Genomic DNA, 17449 nt, shown 5'->3' with positions numbered 1-17449 from the left:
GTTCTGTGGATAATAGCGTCCATGCGCAACGCTCTAGCCCTAATCACCGGTTCTGCTGCCCTACTTGGCAGTTGCGCCACCGCGCCTTCTGCCACCACGGCGCTTTCCGATACCCGCTGGACGATCACACGGATTGATGGCGCAGCTCCGGTCGTGCCTGCCAAGGCGACCATGCGTTTCGATCAGGACCGTCTCGGCGCCAATGTCGGCTGCAACGGGATTGGCGGTGATTATCGTATCGAGGGCAACCGGCTGATTGCCGGACCACTGATGGCCACAAGGATGTTCTGCGAAGGCCCTGTCTGGCAACAGGAAGAGGCCGTCAACGCGCTGCTTTCAGCCGCACCCGAACTGTTGCGGAGCGGCAAAACACTGCGACTTACTTCGGGTGGTCATATCCTTGAATTGGAACTGATCTAATCACCGGCGATAAATGCGGTGATCTGCCAGCCGCCATCCTTGGGTTCTGCAATCAGGCGATAGTCCAGAAGGCTGCGCAATCTGGCGGTCTCGATCCAGCCTTTATCGCCATTGGCAAGCGTGACGGGCGTCGTCTTGGCGTCGGGCTTGTATGCCATCGGATCAATATCGACGATGGCCCAGCCCACATTGCCAAGCGCCTTGCCGTTTGGCCCATCGCGCAATGCAACATCCTTGCCGGTCACGAGCATGGCGGAATAGCTGTCGGTACTGTCCGGCACATTCCAGAACACCCAAGGCATCGCTGCCAAGCCGCCTTCAACCGCGCAGCCCAGCGGCAATAGCTGTTCGAGCTCCTGCCAAAGCTCGCGTTCGGGATCGGCAAGCCGCTTTTGCAATTCCTCAACGCCATTCCCACCGCCATAATCCAGTGTCACATCGGCTGAGGAGAGTGCGGCAAGGGCAGCGCCATCACGCGCACGGATCGCCGCTACAAGCGATTTGTGAAAGGTGGGCCAGCCCGGTGCTGCGGCGCAATCGTCCTGTGGTGCGTAAGTTTGGCCAGAAACACTGGCCGGTTCGGCGCTGGCGATAGGCGTTGGGCTGGCAGACGGTTCGGGCGAGGGGACTGCGCTGGCTTCAGGGGGGGGCAAGGCGCTTGATGATGGTGCAGGAACAGGCGCTGCCTCACGTTCGCATCCGGCCAAGGTTAGCCAGAATGCCGCGATCAGCGATGGCCCTGCTCTTCCCATCATTCCGTGCCTGAATCTCCTTCAAGAGCGGCTACTTCCGCTTCGGCATAACGCGGTGCGGCCTCTACCAATGGAACTTCTTCGACCTCGCGCTTGCCGATTTCAATATGCTTGTCTTTCAAACGGCGTCCGGCAGACAATACGTTCCGTTCAAAGCTGCCTACAAACTTGTTGTAGTTCGTTACAGCGCTATCCAAACCATTTCCGACACGTTTCAGATGTTCCGCTGCCACTGCCAGACGGTCATAAAGTTCCCCGCCCATGCGGCCAATCTCGCGCGCCTCACGCGCCAGACCATCCTGCCGCCACACTTGCGCCACGGTGCGCGCAATCGCGACAAGGTTGGTCGGGCTGGCGAGCAACACGCGGCGTTCGAAGGCATAGTCCCACAACGCCGGATCACGCTCCAGTGCGGCTGCAATGAAATGCTCACCCGGCACAAACATCAGCACATAATCGGGCGCTTCCTCAAACTGGCTTTGATAGGACTTCGCGCCCAGCGTCTGGATGTGGTTGCGCATTGATTGGACATGGGCGTTAAGCGCGATCTTGCGCGCATCGTCATCGGTCGCCTCAAACGCATCCTGATAGGCGTTAAGCGATACCTTTGCATCGATCACCAGCAGCTTGTTGCCCGGTACCCGCACAATCGCATCAGGACGCAAGCGGCCCTCATCGGTTTCGATCGATTGTTCGGTGACGAAATCGGTGTGTTCGGCAAGGCCGCATTGTTCGAGCACATTGCGCAATTGCAATTCGCCCCAGCGGCCGCGCGTTTTGGGGCCATTGCGCAAGGAATTGCCCAATTGCGCCGCTGCTGCACGCACGGCCTCTTGCCCGTCGCGCATCGATTGGATCAGGCCGGTCAGATTGCCGAAGGCATCAACGCGTTCCTTCTCCAGCTTGCCCACTTGCTCTTCATAGCTTTTGAGTCGCTGATCGACCGGCGAGAGCAGCGCCTTGAGCCGCTCCCCGCTCGACTTCTCGCTCTCTTCAAAGCGGGCCTGCGCGCGCGCAAGGAACGTCTCTTGCGCCTTTTCCAGCACTTTGTTGCCCGCGTTCTCAAACTCCTTGCGCAGCGCTTCTTGCGCCTCGATCAGCATGCGCTTTTGTTCGGCAAAGTTTTCGGCATCGGCTTTGAGGCGTTCAATCGCCGTGCTCAAGGCTTCGCGATCAGCCCGCACTTGCGCCAGTTCAGCACGCACCACTTGCGCATCGGCGGCCTGCTGCCGCGCGGTGGCAAGGGCCGGGGCCAGTTCATCGCGATCACGGCGCACATCGGCCAGTTCCGCCGCCAGCGCATCCATCGCGCGCACCCGCTCGCTCATCGCGGCAAGGTCAACGGTCATCGCCTTGACCGTGCCTTCCAGCGCCTTCGCCTCGGTATCGCGCGAATCAGCCCGCGCCCGCCATTCGGCCACAGGGCGCGAGCCGAGGAACCAGCCGAGCGCGATTCCAGCCAGTAAAGTAATGATAACGAGAAGAATTATACCGGTGTCCACGCTTGCCCCTAACTAGAACGAAGCGTGAACTTAACCTGTAAGCGTGTTACTTGCAACCGGCCTTGGCCGGTTATGCTCAAGCAACCTTCCGCAGCTTTTCCAGTTTCTTGATCGCCATGTTGCGCTTCAGGCGCGAAAGGTGATCGATGAAGAGCACGCCTTCGAGATGGTCCATCTCGTGCTGGAGGCAAGTTGCCATCAGCCCGTCCATTTCCTGTTCGTGGGCTTTGCCATCAAGGTCCTGCCAACGCGCGCGGATGCGCGATGGGCGTTCGACATCGGCATAGATCTCGGGCACCGAAAGGCACCCTTCCTGATAGAGCGTCTGCTCTTCAGACGGATCGAGAATTTCTGGATTGATAAAGACTTGCGGTTCGCGCTTGGTGGGCTGGTGATGATGGGCGTGGCCATCATGCGCACAGGCCACCGGTTCTGCATCGGGATCATCAGGTTGAAGATCGATCACCAGCACGCGCAGCGGCACGCCAACCTGGATGGCGGCAAGACCGATGCCGGGCGCATAGTACATCGTCTCGAACATGTCGGACACGAGCGTGCGTAGTTCGTCATCGAACTTTTCAACGGGAACCGAAACCTGCTTCAAACGCGGATCGGGAACTTCAAGGATTTCGAGAATGGCCATGAGGGGTCAGATAAGGAAGATATTGCGGAGTCGCAAGGTGCAGAAATGGCCACCCCGCTGTGACTAAATTCGCCTCCGGCTCATTACGTATCGCTCCCCTCCCGCATGCGGGAGGGGTTGGGGGTGGGTTGTCACCCCACGGGCCTTCGCGCCCGCAGCGCCTGCGCCAGAGTACCCTCGTCCAGATAATCCAGCTCGCCGCCCACCGGAAGGCCGTGCGCCAGTTGCGTCACGCGCACGGGGCTGCCCTCCAGCCGTTCGGCGATGTAATGCGCGGTGGTCTGGCCTTCGAGCGTGGCGTTCATCGCCAGCACCACTTCATCAACGCCGCCTTGGCCCACGCGGTCAAGCAGTTTGCCAATGGTCAGATCTTCGGGCCGCACCCCTTCCAGCGCGGATAGCCGCCCGCCCAGCACGTGATATTTGCCGGTAAACAGCCGCGCGCGATCAAGCGCCCACAAATCGGCCACTTCCTCGACCACGCAGATTGATCGCGCATCGCGGCGCGGATCGGCACAGATGCCGCAGGGGTTGGTGGTATCGACATTGCCGCAGGTATCGCATTCGACCAGCAATTCCTGCACTTGCCGCAGGGCGTTGACCAATTGCTCCAGCGCGGTTTCGCGCCGCTTGATCAGCCACAGCACCGCACGCCGCGCCGAACGCGGCCCAAGCCCCGGTAGCCGCGCCAATGCGCCTGAAAGTGCCTCGATCTCTTGCGATGCCATTCGGGGGGGGATAGGGACTGCGGCGGTTGCAGGAAAGTGTCTTTTCGTCATTGCGACAACGGGGAACATACGCAGGTGCGCATCATCTTCATGGGAACCCCCGATTTCGCGGTGCCGACGCTCAATGCGCTGGTCGCCGCAGGGCATCATGTTGTCGCCGCCTATAGCCAGCCGCCGCGTCCCGCTGGACGGGGCAAAAAGCTGCAACCTTCGCCCGTGCATCTGGCGGCAGAGGCCCACGGCATCGCAGTGCGCACCCCGGTTTCGCTGAAAGGCGCAGACGAACAGGCAGAGCTGGCGGCGCTCGATGCCGATATCGCGGTGGTCGCCGCCTATGGCCTGATCCTGCCGCAAGCGGTGCTGGATGCGCCAAAGCTGGGATGCCTTAACGTCCATGGCTCCATCCTGCCGCGTTGGCGCGGGGCTGCGCCGGTGCAGCGCGCGATCCTTGCGGGCGATGATTTGACCGGCGTTACCATCATGCAAATGGCGCGCGGGCTTGATACCGGGCCGATGCTGGCGAAAATCGAAACGCCGGTTTCGGGCAAGACGGCGGGCGAATTGACCAGTGAACTTGCGATAAAGGGCGCGGCCCTGATGGTGCAAGTGCTTGCCGATCTTGCTGTCTATCCGCCAGTCATACAACATGACGAGGGCGTGACTTATGCCCACAAGATCGACAAGGCCGAAAGCCGCCTCGACTTTGCGCTGCCTGCCGTGGAGGTGGAGCGCCAGATCCGCGCCTTCGCCCCTGCACCCGGCGCATTTTTCGAGCTTGATGGCGAGCGCTATCGCGTGCTGGCGGCGGATGTTGTCGAGGGTGCGGGCGCTGCGGGCGAGACCTTGGATGATGCGCTGACGATTGCCTGCGGTTCGGGTGCCATCCGCCCGACCCTGATACAGCGCGCGGGACGGCCAGCGATGGACGCGGGCTCGCTGTTGCGCGGGCGGGCGGTTGGTGTGGGGACATATCTTGGTTGATGCACGCCACCACCCCCAACCCCCTCCTCTAAAGAAGAGGGGGCTATCAGATAGCGTAACCTGCTCCCCCTCCTCTTCAGAGGAGGGGGCCGGGGGGTGGTGGAGCGCAACATGACCCGCCTCGCCCTCACCATCGAATGGAACGGCGCTGCCTATCAGGGCTTCCAGCGCCAATCGCATGGACCGTCGATCCAGCAAGCGCTGGAAGAAGCAGCCTTTGGCGTGACCGGCGAGGAGGTGCGCGTTCACGCATCGGGGCGTACCGATACCGGCGTTCACGCGCTGGGGATGCGCGCGCATTTCGATCTTTCGCGCAGCTTTGATCCGTTCCGCATGGCGGGCGCGCTCAATGCGCATCTGGGCATGGGGAACTATGCCATCGCGGTGCTCGATTGCGTGGAAGTGCCGCAGGATTGGCACGCGCGGTTTTCCTGCACCGGCCGCGCCTATGAATATCGCATCATCAACCGCCGTGCGCAGCTCACGCTGGAAGCCGGCAAGGCATGGCGCATCACCAAGCCGCTCGATGCCGATGCGATGCACGATGCCGCGCAAAGCCTGATCGGCTTGCACGACTTTACCACCTTCCGCTCGGTCCATTGCCAGTCGGCCAGCCCCGTCAAAACGCTCGACCGGCTGGATGTGCGGCGCGAAGGGGAGCGGGTGATCATCGAGGCTGCCGCGCGCAGCTTCCTGCATCATCAGGTGCGCTCGATGGTCGGCTGTCTGACGATGGTCGGGCAGGGGCAGTGGACGCGCGATGATCTGATCGACGCACTGGAAGCGAAAGACCGTTGCAAATTGGGACTTAACGCCCCACCTGACGGGTTATACTTTGTAAAAGCAATCTATCCCGGAGAGTAACATGACCCAGCTTCGCGGCCAGCAACTCGTATCAACACTTGATGCAGATGGCACTCTCACCGTGGAGCTTGCAGATCATGATGTGCCTGCGCCCACCGGCACCCAGGTGGTAGTGCAAGTGGAAGCCTCGCCGATTAACCCGTCTGATCTTGGCCTGCTGTTTGGACCGGCGGATATCGAAAACGCGACCTTCACCCTTGGCAAAATCGTGGCGCGTATGCCTGATCCAGCAGTCCGCGCCATGGCCGCGCGCCACGGCATGACGATGCCGGTGGGCAATGAAGGCGCAGGCACAGTCGTGGCCGCTGGCGAAGCGCCCGAAGCACAGGCCCTGTTGGGCAAGCTGGTCGCCTGCTTCCCCGGCGCGATGTATGCGACTTATGCGGTGGCCGATGCGCGCATGTGCTTGGCCTTGGGCGATGGCATCACGGCAGAGCAGGGTGCATCGGCTTTCGTCAATCCGCTGACCGCACTCAGCTTTACCGAAACCATGCGCCACTATGGGCACAAGGCTTTGGTCCACACCGCCGCCGCCTCAAACCTTGGGCAGATGCTGGTCAAGATTTGTCAGGCCGATGGCATTCCCTTGGTCAATGTTGTGCGCAGCCAGGCGCAAGTGGCGCTCCTGAAAGGCATTGGCGCAGAACACGTCGTCGATAGCTCGAAAGACAGCTTCATCGAAGATCTTACCGCTGCGGTCACCGCAACGCAGGCCACGATGGCCTTTGATGCCATCGGCGGCGGCAAGCTGGTGAGCCAGATCTTGACCGTGATCGAACAAGTGGCGAATTCTGGCGCTGCCTATAGCCGCTATGGCTCCAACAGTCCGAAGCACGCGTTTATCTATGGCGTGCTTGATCTGTCGCCCACGGTTTTGACGCGCAACTTCGGTTTTAGCTGGGATGTCTCGGGCTGGCTGCTCACCCCGTGGATGGCCAAACTAGGGCCGCAAATCGTCGAGAAAATGCGCAACCGCGTGGTCGCAGAACTGACGACCACTTTTGCCAGCAGCTACAAAGCCCGCGTCAATCTGGAGCAAGCGCTCAGTCGTGAAGCCGCCACCGGCTATAACGCGCGTCGCACGGGTGAGAAATACCTCATCGTTCCCGGAGCCTGAGCCACTTCTTCTCCCCTCCCGCAAGCGGGAGGGGCTGGGGGTGGGCTTGAACCCAAACTCATCAAACACTTCATCATTGCGAGGAGGCGAAGCCGACGACGCAATCCAGAGCGTTCACCATGCCGCTCTGGATTGCTTCGCCCCGCTGCGCGGGGCTCGCAATGACGAAGGCATGGCTTTATCGCGCACCAAAAAAGGCCCCCGGCAAACGCCAAGGGCCTTTTTACCTCTGTCACAGCGCCAAGGACTTATCCCCGGTGCGCAACGCTTTCGGGCAATTCCTTGCCGAACACGCGCTGATAGTATTCGGCCACCAACACCCGTTCGGTCTCGTCGCACTTGTTCAGGAACGAGAGGCGGAAGGCAAAGCCGACGTCGTTGAAGATCTTGCTGTTCTGCGCCCAGCTGATCACCGTGCGCGGGCTCATCACCGTCGAGATATCGCCGTTGACGAAGCCTTGGCGCGAGAAGTTGGCGACCTTCACCATGTCGGTCACGATCTTGCGATCAAGATCAGGCAGCTTCTTGCTGACGATCTCGACTTCGGTCGCCTCAGTCAGATAGTTCAGCGCGACGACCAGATTCCAGCGGTCCATCTGGCCCTGGTTGATCGCTTGTGTGCCGTGATAGAGCCCCGAGGTATCACCAAGGCCCACCGTGTTAGCAGTGGCGAACAGGCGGAAAAAGGGGTTCGGGCGGATCACGCGGTTCTGATCGAGCAGCGTCAGCTTGCCCTCGGTTTCCAGCACGCGCTGGATCACGAACATCACGTCCGGGCGGCCCGCGTCGTATTCGTCAAAGACCAATGCGGTTGGCGTTTGCAGCGCCCAAGGCAGCAAGCCTTCGCGGAATTCGGTGACCTGCAAGCCATCGCGCAGCACGATCGCATCGCGGCCCACCAGATCGATACGGCTGATGTGCGCATCAAGGTTGATACGGATGCATGGCCAGTTCAGCCGCGCGGCAACCTGTTCGATGTGGGTCGATTTGCCGGTGCCGTGATAGCCCTGCACCATCACGCGGCGGTTGTAGGCAAAGCCTGCAAGGATCGCCAAAGTGGTGTCCGGGTCGAACACGTAAGTCGCGTCGGTATCGGGCACGCGCTCGTCCGCACGCGAGAACGCAGGAACTTTCATGTTGATATCGATGCCGAAAGTTTCGCGGACATCGATTTGCGTGTCAGGTGCGGCCAGAACGGTCGTTGCGTGATTGTGGGGTATGTCGCTCATCGCTCAATCGCCTATACGCGCATGCGCGGCGCTGCAATAAGGTTTGAAGAAACCTGTCCGTTCGAATGGGAGAAAATTGATGAAGCTTTACGGTGCCCTACTTTCGCCGTTCGTTCGCAAAGTGGCCGTAATCGCCACGGAAAAGGGCATTTCTTGGGATTTGGCGCGGGGCGGCCCCGGCAGTACCGATCCCGAATTCCTCGCCGCCAGCCCTTTAGGGAAGATCCCTGCAATTGACGATGAAGGCTTCACGCTCGCTGATTCGTCGGCCATCGCGTTCTATCTGGATGCCAAGTACCCCGAACCCAGCCTGCTGCCAGCCGATCCGCAAACGCGCGGCAAAACCGTGTTCTGGGATGAATACGCCGATACCGTGCTGGGCACCTCGGGCCTCAAGATCCTGTTCAACCGGCTGGTCGGACCAAAGCTGCTCAAAGTCGGCGGGGATGAGGCGATCGCGCTGCAAGGCGAGGCTGAACTCCCGCGCTGGCTCGATTGGCTTGAATCACAAGTGCCTGCGCAGGGTTGGCTGGTGGGCGATACCTTCACTCTTGCTGATATCGCGGTCGCATCGACCATGCGCACGCTGGCTTATGTTGGCCACGGCATCGATCCTGCGCTGCGCCCCATAACAGCCGCATGGTATGGCCGTGTCGTGGCCCGCCCGGCATGGGCCGCTGTGGCCGAACGTGAAGAGGTTGTCGCAAAGCGCATCATGGCAATGTAAAATCAAGTGTCGCTAAGAGTGTGCGCACTAGCAGTCCGAACCGGCGCTGCTAAAGTGGGTGTTCTCTAAGGGGGATGTACTATGTCAATGCTCGATTCGATTATCGGCCAAGTTACCGGCAACGTTGATTTAAAGGATCTTGCAGCCAAAGTCGGGCTCGATCCTGCTATGGCCGCAACCGCCATCGGTGCGCTCACGGCCGGGCACCAAGCTGAAGGCGATACCATTGCGACTGCCGCTGCCTCTTCCGGCCTTGATGCTTCAAAGCTGCAAGAAATCGTCGGGCAGCTTGGCGGTGAAGGTGGCCTTGGCAATCTGGCATCAATGCTTGGTCAAGGCGACATAATGAAGACCGTCACTGGAATGCTCGATAAGGATGGCGACGGCAATCCCATCAATGACATCGCCGGTATGGCCAAGGGCCTGTTCGGCGGCTAACGCCTCTCGATGTTAGACGCTGCGCTCTCTCTGCTTATGCTTGCTGCCATCGCGCTTGTCGGTGGCGCAGTGTTCCTTTTCCGGCGGGGAGAGCGCCAGCGTCCTGTGCTAATGCTGACGCTGGCCGGCGTAATGATTATCAACCTGATCATCTGGACTCTGCCCGATAAAGGCGGCGATACGCTGATCGGCGCGGCCCAATCAGGCCCGCCTTAATAATTCAGCCCAGTTCGATGCACCCGCCATCGACGCACAAATCCACACCATTGATAAAGCTGGCCTCCTTGCTGGCCAAAAACAGCACCGCCCGCGCCACTTCCTCAGCCGAGCCCATCCGGCCAATCGGCACGACCGATGATAGCATCTCGCGCATCCCCGCGATCTCTTCGGCGCTGGCATCGCGCTTGAAAATCTCGGTATCGGTGGGGCCGGGGCTGACCATGTTGACGCGGATGCCGCGCGGCAGCAATTCCTTGCCCACAATCCGCGCCATCGCCCGAAGGCCCGCTTTGGCTGCTGCATAGGCTACATTGCCCGGCACCGCCGCCATCGATCCGATCGATCCGGTGATCACAATCGCCCCGCCATCGCGCATCAGCGGCAAGGCTTTCTGGATCGCGAAGAAGGCACCGCGCAAGTTTACGCTGTGGACCTGATCCCAGAATTCGGGCGTCACTTCTGGAACCATCGCAAACCCGCCAACACCTGCGTTGACGAACAGCACATCAATGCCGCCCAGCACATCGGCAATCTCGGCCAGAGCCGCATCGGTCTGGCCCAGATCACCCATGTCCGACCGGATGCACAGGGCGTCAAGCTCTTCGGCCGCCGCGCGCAAGCTTTCGGCATTGCGCCCGGTGATCGCCAATTTGGCACCTTCTGCGGCAAACATCCGCGCGGCAGCAAGGCCGATCCCGGCGTTACCGCCAAGGATCGCCACGCATTTATCGGTAAATCGCATCCGCCGGTCAGAACATCGTGTTCGAATTGGCGGCGGTTTCTGGCACCGGCGATAGCACGTCCCAATGCTCCATCACGCGGCAGCCCTGCACGCGGAAGATATCGACCACCGCAAAGCCTCGCTTGGCCGCTGCATCGCCGTCCTCATTCCAGCCATGGCTGTGCACGGCCACCATGTTGCCATCGGCAATGATGCGGTGGATTTTGGTCTTCTGCCCCGGGTTGTTGGCAACGAACGGCTCCAGAAAAGCAATCGCGGCATCGCGGCCCGTTGCAGCAAAGGGATTGTGCTGGATATAGCCCGGATCAACCCACTTTTCGAACGATGAGCGGACCTTTTTCTGGACGTAAAACTCGTCCATAAACTGGCTTACCACTTGCTTGGGCGTCATCTTGCAAGACTTGGCTTGCACGGCGGTTGTGGTGAGCGCGAGCGCAATCGCAATCGCTGTCGAAATCAAGCGCATTATACTCTCTCCTTTCAAAACATGCTGTTGGGATTCACCGGATTTTCCGGCACTGGCTGGATCACGTCCCAATGTTCCACGATCATGCCACCCTCCACCCGGAAAATGTCGACCACGGCCAGCCCCGTGTCGCCGGGCCAGCGCACCACATGGGTATGCGTGATCACATGATCGCCATCGACAAAGCTGCGATGAATGGTCTGCTGTGCGTCAGGTGATTCGATGCGGACCCGATCCAGAAAGCCTTTCAGCGCATCAACCGATGCTTCTGCCAGCGAGGAATGCTGCACGTATTCCGGCGCAATATACCGGTCCACTGCGCCGCTATCCATGGCGATCAGGACCTTGTTATACATCTCCAGAACGAGGTCATGATTGGCATGTTCCGCTGGTGTGCGAGCCATCTTCGCTCTCCCCTTTATTTATAACATTTGGTAGAGTATGCCGTGATCCAAGAAGGCCGTCAAAGCCTCAATTTGCAGTTTAGGAGATTCGATGAACCGCGCCGATCTTTATGCCGTGCTTGATCGCTTTCTGGCGGCACTGGGGGCGCGTGATCCCCATTCTCTTGATTGGGCAGAAGGCGCATTTCACAGCGAAAACAACGTCATGCTTGAAATAGGTGATGGCGTTTGGGGCACAATTGACCGGCTGGGCGATTATAAACTGCGCTTTGCCGATGAGAAGACCGCTCAGGTCGGGTACTTCGGCACGGTCATCGAACCGATCGAAGAATCTGCGTTCACGCTGCGGTTGGCCTTGAATTCCGCAGGCCAAATCACCGAATGTGAAATGCTGATCGTCCGCCAGTCTGACAGCGGCATCAAGTTTGAAAACTGCCGCTATTGGGACAAGCCGATCCTTAATCGCGAAGTGGAAGCGCCGGTTTCCCGCGCAGAAATGGTGCGCCTGTCGAACGGCTATTTCGATACGCTCCAGCGCAACGATGGCACGATCCACACCAAATTTCATCCCGATTGCAACCGTGTGGAAAATGGCGTCCAGACAACGCGCAATCCCGATTTCGCCAAGATTGTGCCGGTCTCTGCGCTGGGTTGCGAAGAGCAGTTTCGCATGGGCAATTACCGTTATGACGATGATCTGCGCGCGCGCCGCTTTCCGCTGGTTGATGAACAGCGCGGCCTCGTTCTCGCGTTTGGTTTTATCGATCATTCGGGCCGTTTGCGCGAATTCCAGCTCACCGATGGCCGCACGGTCAAAAGTCCGGTGCTGCGCCCGCACAGCTTCTACATTTCCGAACTGTTCAAGATCGATCATGGCATGATTGAACAGATCGAAGCCAACTTCATCACCGTGCCATACCGCATGCCTTCCCCATGGGATTCCCTGTGATGCGCCACCTTTTCGCCAGCCTCTTTCTCGGTCTTGCCGCCTGTTCGCTCGGCGGGGCTACCGCGCTCCAGCAAGGCACGGGCGCACAATGGACCAGTCCCGGCGGTGATGCGGGCAAAACGCACCATTCGCTTCTCACCGCGATCACGGCAGAAAACGTCGGCCAACTCGGCCTTGCCTGGGCGGCAGACCTTGGCACGATGCGCGGGCAGGAAGCCACGCCGGTGGTCATTGATGGCGTGCTTTACACATCGGGCACCACGGGCCGCGCTTATGCCTTCGATGCGGCCAGCGGCAAAGAGCTGTGGCGCTTCGAACCTGAAGTCGACATGCAGGTCAACCGCACGGTCTGTTGCGACATGGTCAATCGCGGCATCGCGGTAGCGCGCGGCAAAGTCTATGTCGCCGCGCTCGATGGCTGGATGTACGCGCTCGATGCCAAGACGGGCGCCGTGGTGTGGAAATCCGATTTTATCGAAGACCGCCGCCGGGGGGACAATTCCACCGGCGCCCCTGAAATCGCGGGCGATGTTGTCGTCGTCGGCATGTCTGGCGCGGAATACGATGTGCGCGGCTATGTCACTGCGCTCGATCTCGAAACCGGCAAGCTGCGCTGGCGCTGGCATGTGGTGCCGCACGATCCCAAGCTGGGACCGCAGGAAACACCCGAACTCGAAGCCGCGCTCAAAACGTGGGACCCGAACAGTCGCTGGGATATCGGCGGCGGCGGCAGCCCGTGGGATGCGATCCATTTCGATCCCGAAACCGGCCTTGTCCTCGTCGGCACCGGCAATGGCGGGCCATACGCCACGTCAAAGCGTTCACCCGCAGGCGGCGATAATCTCTACCTCGCCAGCCTTGTCGCGCTTGATCCCAGGACGGGCCGGATGAAGTGGCATTATCAGGAAACCCCCGGCGATAACTGGGATTTCACTGCCACCCAGCCGATGATTTTTACGCGCATGGACATTGACGGGCAAAGCCGTCCGGTCGTGCTCCATGCGCCCAAGAACGGCTATCTCTACATCCTTGACCGGCGGGATGGAAAACTGCTGCGCGCCAATCCTATCGTGCGCACCAATTGGGCCAAGGGCATCGATCCCAAGACCGGCCGCCCGATCCTTGATCCCGATGCTGCGGATTATACCACCGGCCCCAAGATCGTGTTCCCCGCCACCACCGGCGCGCGCAACTGGCACCCCGCCAGCTATGATCCCGCCACCGGCCTCTATATTGGCGCGGTGCTGGATATGGGCAACCTGATCTTCATGACCGAAGGCCAGAAGCCCTTCAAGGCGCGCGGGTTGAACAACGATGCCGCGCTCATCTTCACGCCCGATGTGAAAGAGGCGCTGGCTGCGTTCCCTCCCGCATTTGGCGATGCCGTGCGCAAATTGCCCGCCTATCAGGAAGCCCTGCGCCAACCCGCCACCGCGCAAGTGCGCGCGATTGATCCGTTGACCGGCAAGACCGTTTGGGCAGCCGATACCGCAGGCTGGCAGGACAGGGGCGGCGTGCTCACCACCGCCAGCGGCCTCACCGTCTATGGCGGCGTCACCGGCAAACTGTTCGTGCGCGAAACGAAGACCGGCAAATTGCTCAAAGAGATTGACACCGGCACCGCGATCATGGCCGCACCGATGACTTATGAGGTGAACGGGGTACAGTACATCGCCGTGATGGCAGGCTGGGGCGGGGGAGGGTATCCCTTCGTGCCGCGCTATTCGGCTGCCTATACCCGCGATAACATGAACCGCTTGCTCGTGTTCAAGATCGGCGGCGGCCCTGTGCCCATGCCGGATATGCGCCCCGCCCTCGAAGTCGCGCCCGAGCCACCGGCGCAGGTTGTTGGCGTCACCGCGCAAGCTATCGCACGCGGGCAAGGCCTGTTCTTCAGCAATTGCGCGATCTGCCACGCCAATCAGCCACGCTCGATCACGCCCGATCTGCGCCGGATGCAGCCTGCCACGCACGAGATGTTCCGCCAGATCGTGCGTGAAGGCCTGCTCGTGCCCAACGGCATGCCGCGTTGGGACGATATCCTGTCGGCAGACGATACCGATGCGATCCACGCCTATCTGATCGATCTGCAAGCCAGCACCCACAAGGACGAGTTGGAAAAGCAAAAGGCAGGAAAGCCGCTCGACGGCCCCAGCCTGACCATCCTTTCGAATTATTGAGGCACTCCCATGGACTTCTCCACGCTCGACAATCCCCGCCTCGAATTCGCCTTCGCCTGCCGCTTGCGCTTCACCCGCGTGCAGATGGTGCCCGATCTGCCCTCGGGCGGAATGCGCAGCGCGGTCTATGTCGATGAGGGCGAATTCGAAGGCCCCCGCCTGAAGGGCAAGGCTGTGCCCAATTCGGGCGGTGACTATGCCTTCTTCCGCCCCGATGACACCGCCTCGTTCGATGCGCGCTATATGCTCGAAGTCGATGACGGCACGTTGATCTACATGCAGAACAAGGGCTTCCTTTGGGGCCGTGAACCCGGCACGATGGACCGGCTGCGCAACTGGGCATTCGCAGGCGGCGAACCGGTGCCACATGCCGAGTATTACTTGCGCGCCCAACCCAGTTTCGAAGTGAGCAAGGGCAAGCACGATTGGCTGACGCGCCACGTCTTCATTGGCGTAGGCGAACGCAAAGCTGACGGTAACTACGTGAAGTATTACGCGCTGACCTAAGCCCGAAAAAGCCCCTTCCTCTTCAGAGAAGGGGGTTGGGGATGGTGGCGTCCAGACACAACGAATGTTGCGAACACCACCCCCCGGCCCCCTCCTCTGAAGAAGAGGGGGAGCAGGCTTGACGAAACGCAAACTGCCAAGCATAATTATAACAATTGTTATAAAAAGATAACGGGAGAATCTGACCGGTGAAGCTGCATCTGCCCCCGCGCGTCAGTCCAAAGCAATTCCAATCGGCAATGACCGCCTTCGCCGGCGTCGTTGGCAAACCTTGGGTCATGGACACGGACGCCGATCGTGACGCCTATGCCGACACTTATGCCCCCGGATCAACCGAGGAATGGCCCGCGTCTGCTGCGGTAGCGCCCGCCAGCGTTGACGAAGTGCGCGCGATTGTGCGTCTGGCCAATGAACACAAAGTGCCGCTCTGGCCTGTCGCGCGTGGCAAAAACCTTGGCTACGGTACCGCCGCCCCGCGCATGGAAGGCACCGTGGTGATGGACCTTGGGCGCATGAACAAGGTGCTCGAACTCGATCACAAGCTGGCCTATTGCGTAGTGGAACCCGGCGTAGGGTTCTTCGATCTTTATGACCAGATCCAGCGCGAAAAGGCTCCGCTGTGGCTGTCGGTTCCGGGCAACGCCTGGGGCTCGGTGCTGGGCAACGCGCTCGAACATGGTATCGGCTATACGTCCTATGGCCTGCACGCGCGCAACTTGTGCGGAGTCGAGGCCGTCCTGCCCGATGGCGATTTGCTGCGCACCGGCATGGGCGCGATGAACAACAACCCCGCCTTCCACCTTTTCCCGATGAGCTATGGCCCGACGTGGGATCTGGCTTTCTCGCAATCGAACCTTGGCATCGTGACGAAGGCGGGCGTATGGCTCCAGCCCGCGCCTGAAACCTCGCTTGAAATCATTTGGGACATTCCCAATGCCGAAGACATCGGCTGGGTCATCGATACGATCACGCCGCTCAAGATTTCCGGACTGATCGATCAGAACGTCTTTATCCCGTCATGGCTGGGTAAAATGGTGCTCAAGGGCCAGCGTCATGACTTCTGGGATAAGCCCTCGGCCATCCCCGAATGGCGGGTTGAGGAACTGCTCAAGCAATACAAACTCGGTTACTGGCAGGTCGCGTTGCGCCTCTATGGCGAAGAGCCGGTGGTCAAAGCCCGCGCCGAAGTGGTCAAGGCGGCTATGAAGCGCAACCTTGCCGCTGCACCGCAGGAAATCTGGTGGCGTCAGGGTGATCCCATCGGCCAGTATGAAGTGACGATGGGCGTGCCCTCGGCGGTGCCGTTGCAAATGTCCGATTGGGTTGGCGGTCGCGGCGCGCATATGGGCTTTTCGCCTGTGGTCCCGGCAACCGGCACCCACGTGCTTGATCAGATGCGCCGCAGCCGCAAGATTATCGCCGATTTCGATGTCGATTTCTACGCCAGCTTCACCATCGGCGGCCGCTTTGCCAATAACGTCAACATGCTGATGTATGATCGCGATAATGCGGCAGAAGTTGCCAAGATGCGCAAGCTGTTTGATGCGTTGATCGTCGAAACCGCCAAAGCCGGTTATGCCGAATACCGCACGCACCTCGGCTGGATGGACCCGGTGATGGAAACGTTTGATTTCAACAATCATGCGCTGCGCCGTTTCGATGAAAAGGTAAAATCCGCACTAGATCCCAACGGCGTGATTGCGCCGGGTAAGCAGGGTGTATGGCCCGCCAATTATGCCAACATGCGCGGCTCGGCCTATAAGGGAGGTCAGTAAGATGAAGCGTGTGATCCTCGCTGCCGCAGCCTTTGCTTTGGGTGCGGCTGCCTTTGCCCAAGCGCCAACTGCGCCTGCTGCCGCCCCTCCCGGACCTCCGCCCATGCCGCCCTATATGTTGCGCGCCAAGGCACCCGAAGGGGATCGCCTTCAGGCCGGTCGCGATGGCCAGGCGGTTTTCGAAGCACAGTGCGGCTATTGCCACCTCGTTGGCGGCATGGGCACAAACTTGCTGACCAAGCAGCAGATGATGGCGGGCAATCCGCCGCAACAAGGCTTGCTGACCAACCGCAGGGACCTGACCGCCGATTACGTCAAAACCGTGGTCCGCCTGGGCAAGGGCGCAATGCCGCAGCAGACCAAAGTCGATATCACTGATGCCGAACTTGATGCGGTGTCGAAGTATCTTGGAAAGGCCGGTTGATGCAGGTTTCCCGGCGCACAATGCTAAAAGGCGGGGCTCTGGCCACGTCTGCCATCGCTATGCCAGCAGGGGCAATGGAAATGCAGGCCTTGCCGCTCGTCATCTTTGACAGCCGAATCCCCGAGTCTGTTGCCTTTGCTGCAACGCAAGCAGGTATGCGCACGATTGATCTGGCCCAAGGCACCGAAGCGGCATGGCGCGCACTGGGCAGTCCGTCCCGCGTGAACGGTCTCACACGTTGGAGCGACTGGACTGCCCTGCGCGGTGCGTTGGAAGAACAGGGTTTGCGCGCGCTAGACGAAGCGCGCGCACCTGCTCCGCTTTCGGGTCGCGATCACCTGTTTCGTTGGAGCATGGTCAGCCGCTGACCAAAACCTGCTCC

Annotated in this window: 21 protein-coding genes; 13 read left to right on the top strand and 8 right to left on the bottom strand. The window is 60.3% G+C overall.

Features of this window, described 5'->3' with window-relative positions; all coding sequences use genetic code 11:
* The first annotated feature begins 21 nt into the window (after positions 1–21).
* Positions 22–420: an META domain-containing protein gene (locus tag IP81_RS03775; protein WP_054106641.1), complete on the top strand. Its 399-nt coding sequence runs from the start codon at positions 22–24 to the stop codon at positions 418–420.
* On the opposite strand, the gene IP81_RS03770 is transcribed toward IP81_RS03775, so the two are convergent.
* From IP81_RS03770 to recR, 4 genes are all read right to left on the bottom strand, one after another.
* Complete coding sequence (locus IP81_RS03770; RefSeq protein ID WP_054106640.1) at positions 417–1175, bottom strand: hypothetical protein; 759 nt, start codon at positions 1173–1175, stop codon at positions 417–419. The genes IP81_RS03775 and IP81_RS03770 overlap by 4 nt on opposite strands.
* Complete coding sequence (gene rmuC / locus IP81_RS03765; RefSeq protein WP_054106639.1) at positions 1172–2674, bottom strand: DNA recombination protein RmuC; 1503 nt, start codon at positions 2672–2674, stop codon at positions 1172–1174. The genes IP81_RS03770 and rmuC overlap by 4 nt, the downstream gene beginning before the upstream one ends.
* Before the next feature lie 76 nt (positions 2675–2750).
* Positions 2751–3317, bottom strand: a complete 567-nt coding sequence (def, locus tag IP81_RS03760) for a peptide deformylase (protein WP_054106638.1) — start codon at positions 3315–3317, stop codon at positions 2751–2753.
* A gap of 131 nt (positions 3318–3448) precedes the next feature.
* Positions 3449–4045: a recombination mediator RecR gene (gene recR, locus IP81_RS03755; protein ID WP_054106637.1), complete on the bottom strand. Its 597-nt coding sequence runs from the start codon at positions 4043–4045 to the stop codon at positions 3449–3451.
* 75 nt (positions 4046–4120) lie between these two features.
* On the opposite strand from recR, the gene fmt reads away from it, so the two are divergent.
* The 3 genes from fmt (at position 4121) to IP81_RS03740 (ending at position 7007) form a co-directional block, all read left to right on the top strand.
* Complete coding sequence (gene fmt, locus IP81_RS03750; RefSeq protein WP_054106636.1) at positions 4121–5026, top strand: methionyl-tRNA formyltransferase; 906 nt, start codon at positions 4121–4123, stop codon at positions 5024–5026.
* A gap of 111 nt (positions 5027–5137) precedes the next feature.
* Positions 5138–5890, top strand: a complete 753-nt coding sequence (gene truA / locus IP81_RS03745; RefSeq protein ID WP_054106635.1) for a tRNA pseudouridine(38-40) synthase TruA — start codon at positions 5138–5140, stop codon at positions 5888–5890.
* Between the two features lies 1 nt (position 5891).
* Positions 5892–7007 (top strand): zinc-binding dehydrogenase, encoded by a 1116-nt coding sequence (locus tag IP81_RS03740; RefSeq protein WP_054106634.1) that lies wholly within the window; start codon positions 5892–5894, stop codon positions 7005–7007.
* A gap of 248 nt (positions 7008–7255) precedes the next feature.
* On the opposite strand, the gene IP81_RS03735 is transcribed toward IP81_RS03740, so the two are convergent.
* Entirely contained in the window at positions 7256–8236 is a 981-nt protein-coding gene (locus IP81_RS03735) for an AAA family ATPase (protein ID WP_054106633.1), read from the bottom strand.
* A 79-nt stretch (positions 8237–8315) separates the two neighbouring features.
* Here IP81_RS03735 and IP81_RS03730 point away from each other — a divergent pair, with 79 nt between their 5' ends.
* The 3 genes from IP81_RS03730 (at position 8316) to IP81_RS03720 (ending at position 9617) form a co-directional block, all read left to right on the top strand.
* The gene (locus tag IP81_RS03730) at positions 8316–8963 is read left to right on the top strand and encodes a glutathione S-transferase family protein (RefSeq protein ID WP_054106632.1); all 648 of its coding nucleotides are present in this window, start codon (positions 8316–8318) and stop codon (positions 8961–8963) included.
* An 81-nt stretch (positions 8964–9044) separates the two neighbouring features.
* Entirely contained in the window at positions 9045–9401 is a 357-nt protein-coding gene (locus IP81_RS03725) for a hypothetical protein (protein ID WP_054106631.1), read from the top strand.
* A 9-nt stretch (positions 9402–9410) separates the two neighbouring features.
* The gene (locus IP81_RS03720; RefSeq protein WP_054106630.1) at positions 9411–9617 is read left to right on the top strand and encodes a hypothetical protein; all 207 of its coding nucleotides are present in this window, start codon (positions 9411–9413) and stop codon (positions 9615–9617) included.
* 4 nt (positions 9618–9621) lie between these two features.
* Here the strand turns inward: IP81_RS03720 and IP81_RS03715 are convergent, their stop codons facing one another.
* The 3 genes from IP81_RS03715 to IP81_RS03705 are packed head-to-tail and all read right to left on the bottom strand — an operon-like array spanning position 9622 to position 11232.
* Positions 9622–10362 carry an SDR family oxidoreductase gene (locus IP81_RS03715; protein ID WP_054106629.1) on the bottom strand — a complete coding sequence of 247 codons (741 nt, stop codon included), beginning with the start codon at positions 10360–10362 and terminating at the stop codon, positions 9622–9624.
* A gap of 7 nt (positions 10363–10369) precedes the next feature.
* Positions 10370–10828 carry a nuclear transport factor 2 family protein gene (locus IP81_RS03710; RefSeq protein WP_054106628.1) on the bottom strand — a complete coding sequence of 153 codons (459 nt, stop codon included), beginning with the start codon at positions 10826–10828 and terminating at the stop codon, positions 10370–10372.
* Between the two features lie 14 nt (positions 10829–10842).
* Complete coding sequence (locus IP81_RS03705) at positions 10843–11232, bottom strand: nuclear transport factor 2 family protein (protein WP_054106627.1); 390 nt, start codon at positions 11230–11232, stop codon at positions 10843–10845.
* 91 nt (positions 11233–11323) lie between these two features.
* On the opposite strand from IP81_RS03705, the gene IP81_RS03700 reads away from it, so the two are divergent.
* The 6 genes from IP81_RS03700 (at position 11324) to IP81_RS03675 (ending at position 17435) form a co-directional block, all read left to right on the top strand.
* Positions 11324–12181 carry a hypothetical protein gene (locus IP81_RS03700; protein WP_054106626.1) on the top strand — a complete coding sequence of 286 codons (858 nt, stop codon included), beginning with the start codon at positions 11324–11326 and terminating at the stop codon, positions 12179–12181.
* Positions 12181–14361 (top strand): PQQ-dependent dehydrogenase, methanol/ethanol family, encoded by a 2181-nt coding sequence (locus IP81_RS03695; RefSeq protein WP_054106625.1) that lies wholly within the window; start codon positions 12181–12183, stop codon positions 14359–14361. The genes IP81_RS03700 and IP81_RS03695 overlap by 1 nt, the downstream gene beginning before the upstream one ends.
* A 9-nt stretch (positions 14362–14370) precedes the next feature.
* A complete protein-coding gene (locus IP81_RS03690; protein ID WP_054106624.1) occupies positions 14371–14868 on the top strand; it encodes a DUF3237 domain-containing protein in 498 nt (165 codons plus the stop codon).
* A 239-nt stretch (positions 14869–15107) separates the two neighbouring features.
* Positions 15108–16643: an FAD-binding oxidoreductase gene (locus tag IP81_RS03685; RefSeq protein WP_231626222.1), complete on the top strand. Its 1536-nt coding sequence runs from the start codon at positions 15108–15110 to the stop codon at positions 16641–16643.
* A gap of 1 nt (position 16644) precedes the next feature.
* Positions 16645–17067, top strand: coding sequence for a cytochrome c (locus tag IP81_RS03680; RefSeq protein ID WP_054106622.1), 423 nt, complete (start codon positions 16645–16647; stop codon positions 17065–17067).
* Positions 17067–17435 (top strand): hypothetical protein, encoded by a 369-nt coding sequence (locus tag IP81_RS03675; RefSeq protein ID WP_054106621.1) that lies wholly within the window; start codon positions 17067–17069, stop codon positions 17433–17435. Before IP81_RS03680 ends, IP81_RS03675 begins: the two co-directional genes overlap by 1 nt.
* Positions 17436–17449: the final 14 nt, after the last annotated feature.

This window comes from Novosphingobium sp. AAP83 (assembly GCF_001295795.1).
Classification (GTDB): domain Bacteria; phylum Pseudomonadota; class Alphaproteobacteria; order Sphingomonadales; family Sphingomonadaceae; genus Novosphingobium.
Note: the sequence above shows the minus strand (reverse complement) of the source record. Positions and strands in the feature narration are given on the sequence as shown.

Bases quoted from the DNA above. Each gene is read 5' to 3' on its own strand.
- IP81_RS03775 (WP_054106641.1), top strand. From the start codon at position 22: ATGCGCAACGCTCTAGCCCTAATCACCGGTTCTGCTGCCCTACTTGGC.
- IP81_RS03770 (WP_054106640.1), bottom strand. From the start codon at position 1,175: ATGATGGGAAGAGCAGGGCCATCGCTGATCGCGGCATTCTGGCTAACC.
- def (WP_054106638.1), bottom strand. From the start codon at position 3,317: ATGGCCATTCTCGAAATCCTTGAAGTTCCCGATCCGCGTTTGAAGCAG.
- recR (WP_054106637.1), bottom strand. From the start codon at position 4,045: ATGGCATCGCAAGAGATCGAGGCACTTTCAGGCGCATTGGCGCGGCTA.
- truA (WP_054106635.1), top strand. From the start codon at position 5,138: ATGACCCGCCTCGCCCTCACCATCGAATGGAACGGCGCTGCCTATCAG.
- IP81_RS03740 (WP_054106634.1), top strand. From the start codon at position 5,892: ATGACCCAGCTTCGCGGCCAGCAACTCGTATCAACACTTGATGCAGAT.
- IP81_RS03735 (WP_054106633.1), bottom strand. From the start codon at position 8,236: ATGAGCGACATACCCCACAATCACGCAACGACCGTTCTGGCCGCACCT.
- IP81_RS03730 (WP_054106632.1), top strand. From the start codon at position 8,316: ATGAAGCTTTACGGTGCCCTACTTTCGCCGTTCGTTCGCAAAGTGGCC.
- IP81_RS03725 (WP_054106631.1), top strand. From the start codon at position 9,045: ATGTCAATGCTCGATTCGATTATCGGCCAAGTTACCGGCAACGTTGAT.
- IP81_RS03720 (WP_054106630.1), top strand. From the start codon at position 9,411: ATGTTAGACGCTGCGCTCTCTCTGCTTATGCTTGCTGCCATCGCGCTT.
- IP81_RS03715 (WP_054106629.1), bottom strand. From the start codon at position 10,362: ATGCGATTTACCGATAAATGCGTGGCGATCCTTGGCGGTAACGCCGGG.
- IP81_RS03710 (WP_054106628.1), bottom strand. From the start codon at position 10,828: ATGCGCTTGATTTCGACAGCGATTGCGATTGCGCTCGCGCTCACCACA.
- IP81_RS03705 (WP_054106627.1), bottom strand. From the start codon at position 11,232: ATGGCTCGCACACCAGCGGAACATGCCAATCATGACCTCGTTCTGGAG.
- IP81_RS03700 (WP_054106626.1), top strand. From the start codon at position 11,324: ATGAACCGCGCCGATCTTTATGCCGTGCTTGATCGCTTTCTGGCGGCA.
- IP81_RS03695 (WP_054106625.1), top strand. From the start codon at position 12,181: ATGCGCCACCTTTTCGCCAGCCTCTTTCTCGGTCTTGCCGCCTGTTCG.
- IP81_RS03690 (WP_054106624.1), top strand. From the start codon at position 14,371: ATGGACTTCTCCACGCTCGACAATCCCCGCCTCGAATTCGCCTTCGCC.
- IP81_RS03685 (WP_231626222.1), top strand. From the start codon at position 15,108: ATGACCGCCTTCGCCGGCGTCGTTGGCAAACCTTGGGTCATGGACACG.
- IP81_RS03680 (WP_054106622.1), top strand. From the start codon at position 16,645: ATGAAGCGTGTGATCCTCGCTGCCGCAGCCTTTGCTTTGGGTGCGGCT.
- IP81_RS03675 (WP_054106621.1), top strand. From the start codon at position 17,067: ATGCAGGTTTCCCGGCGCACAATGCTAAAAGGCGGGGCTCTGGCCACG.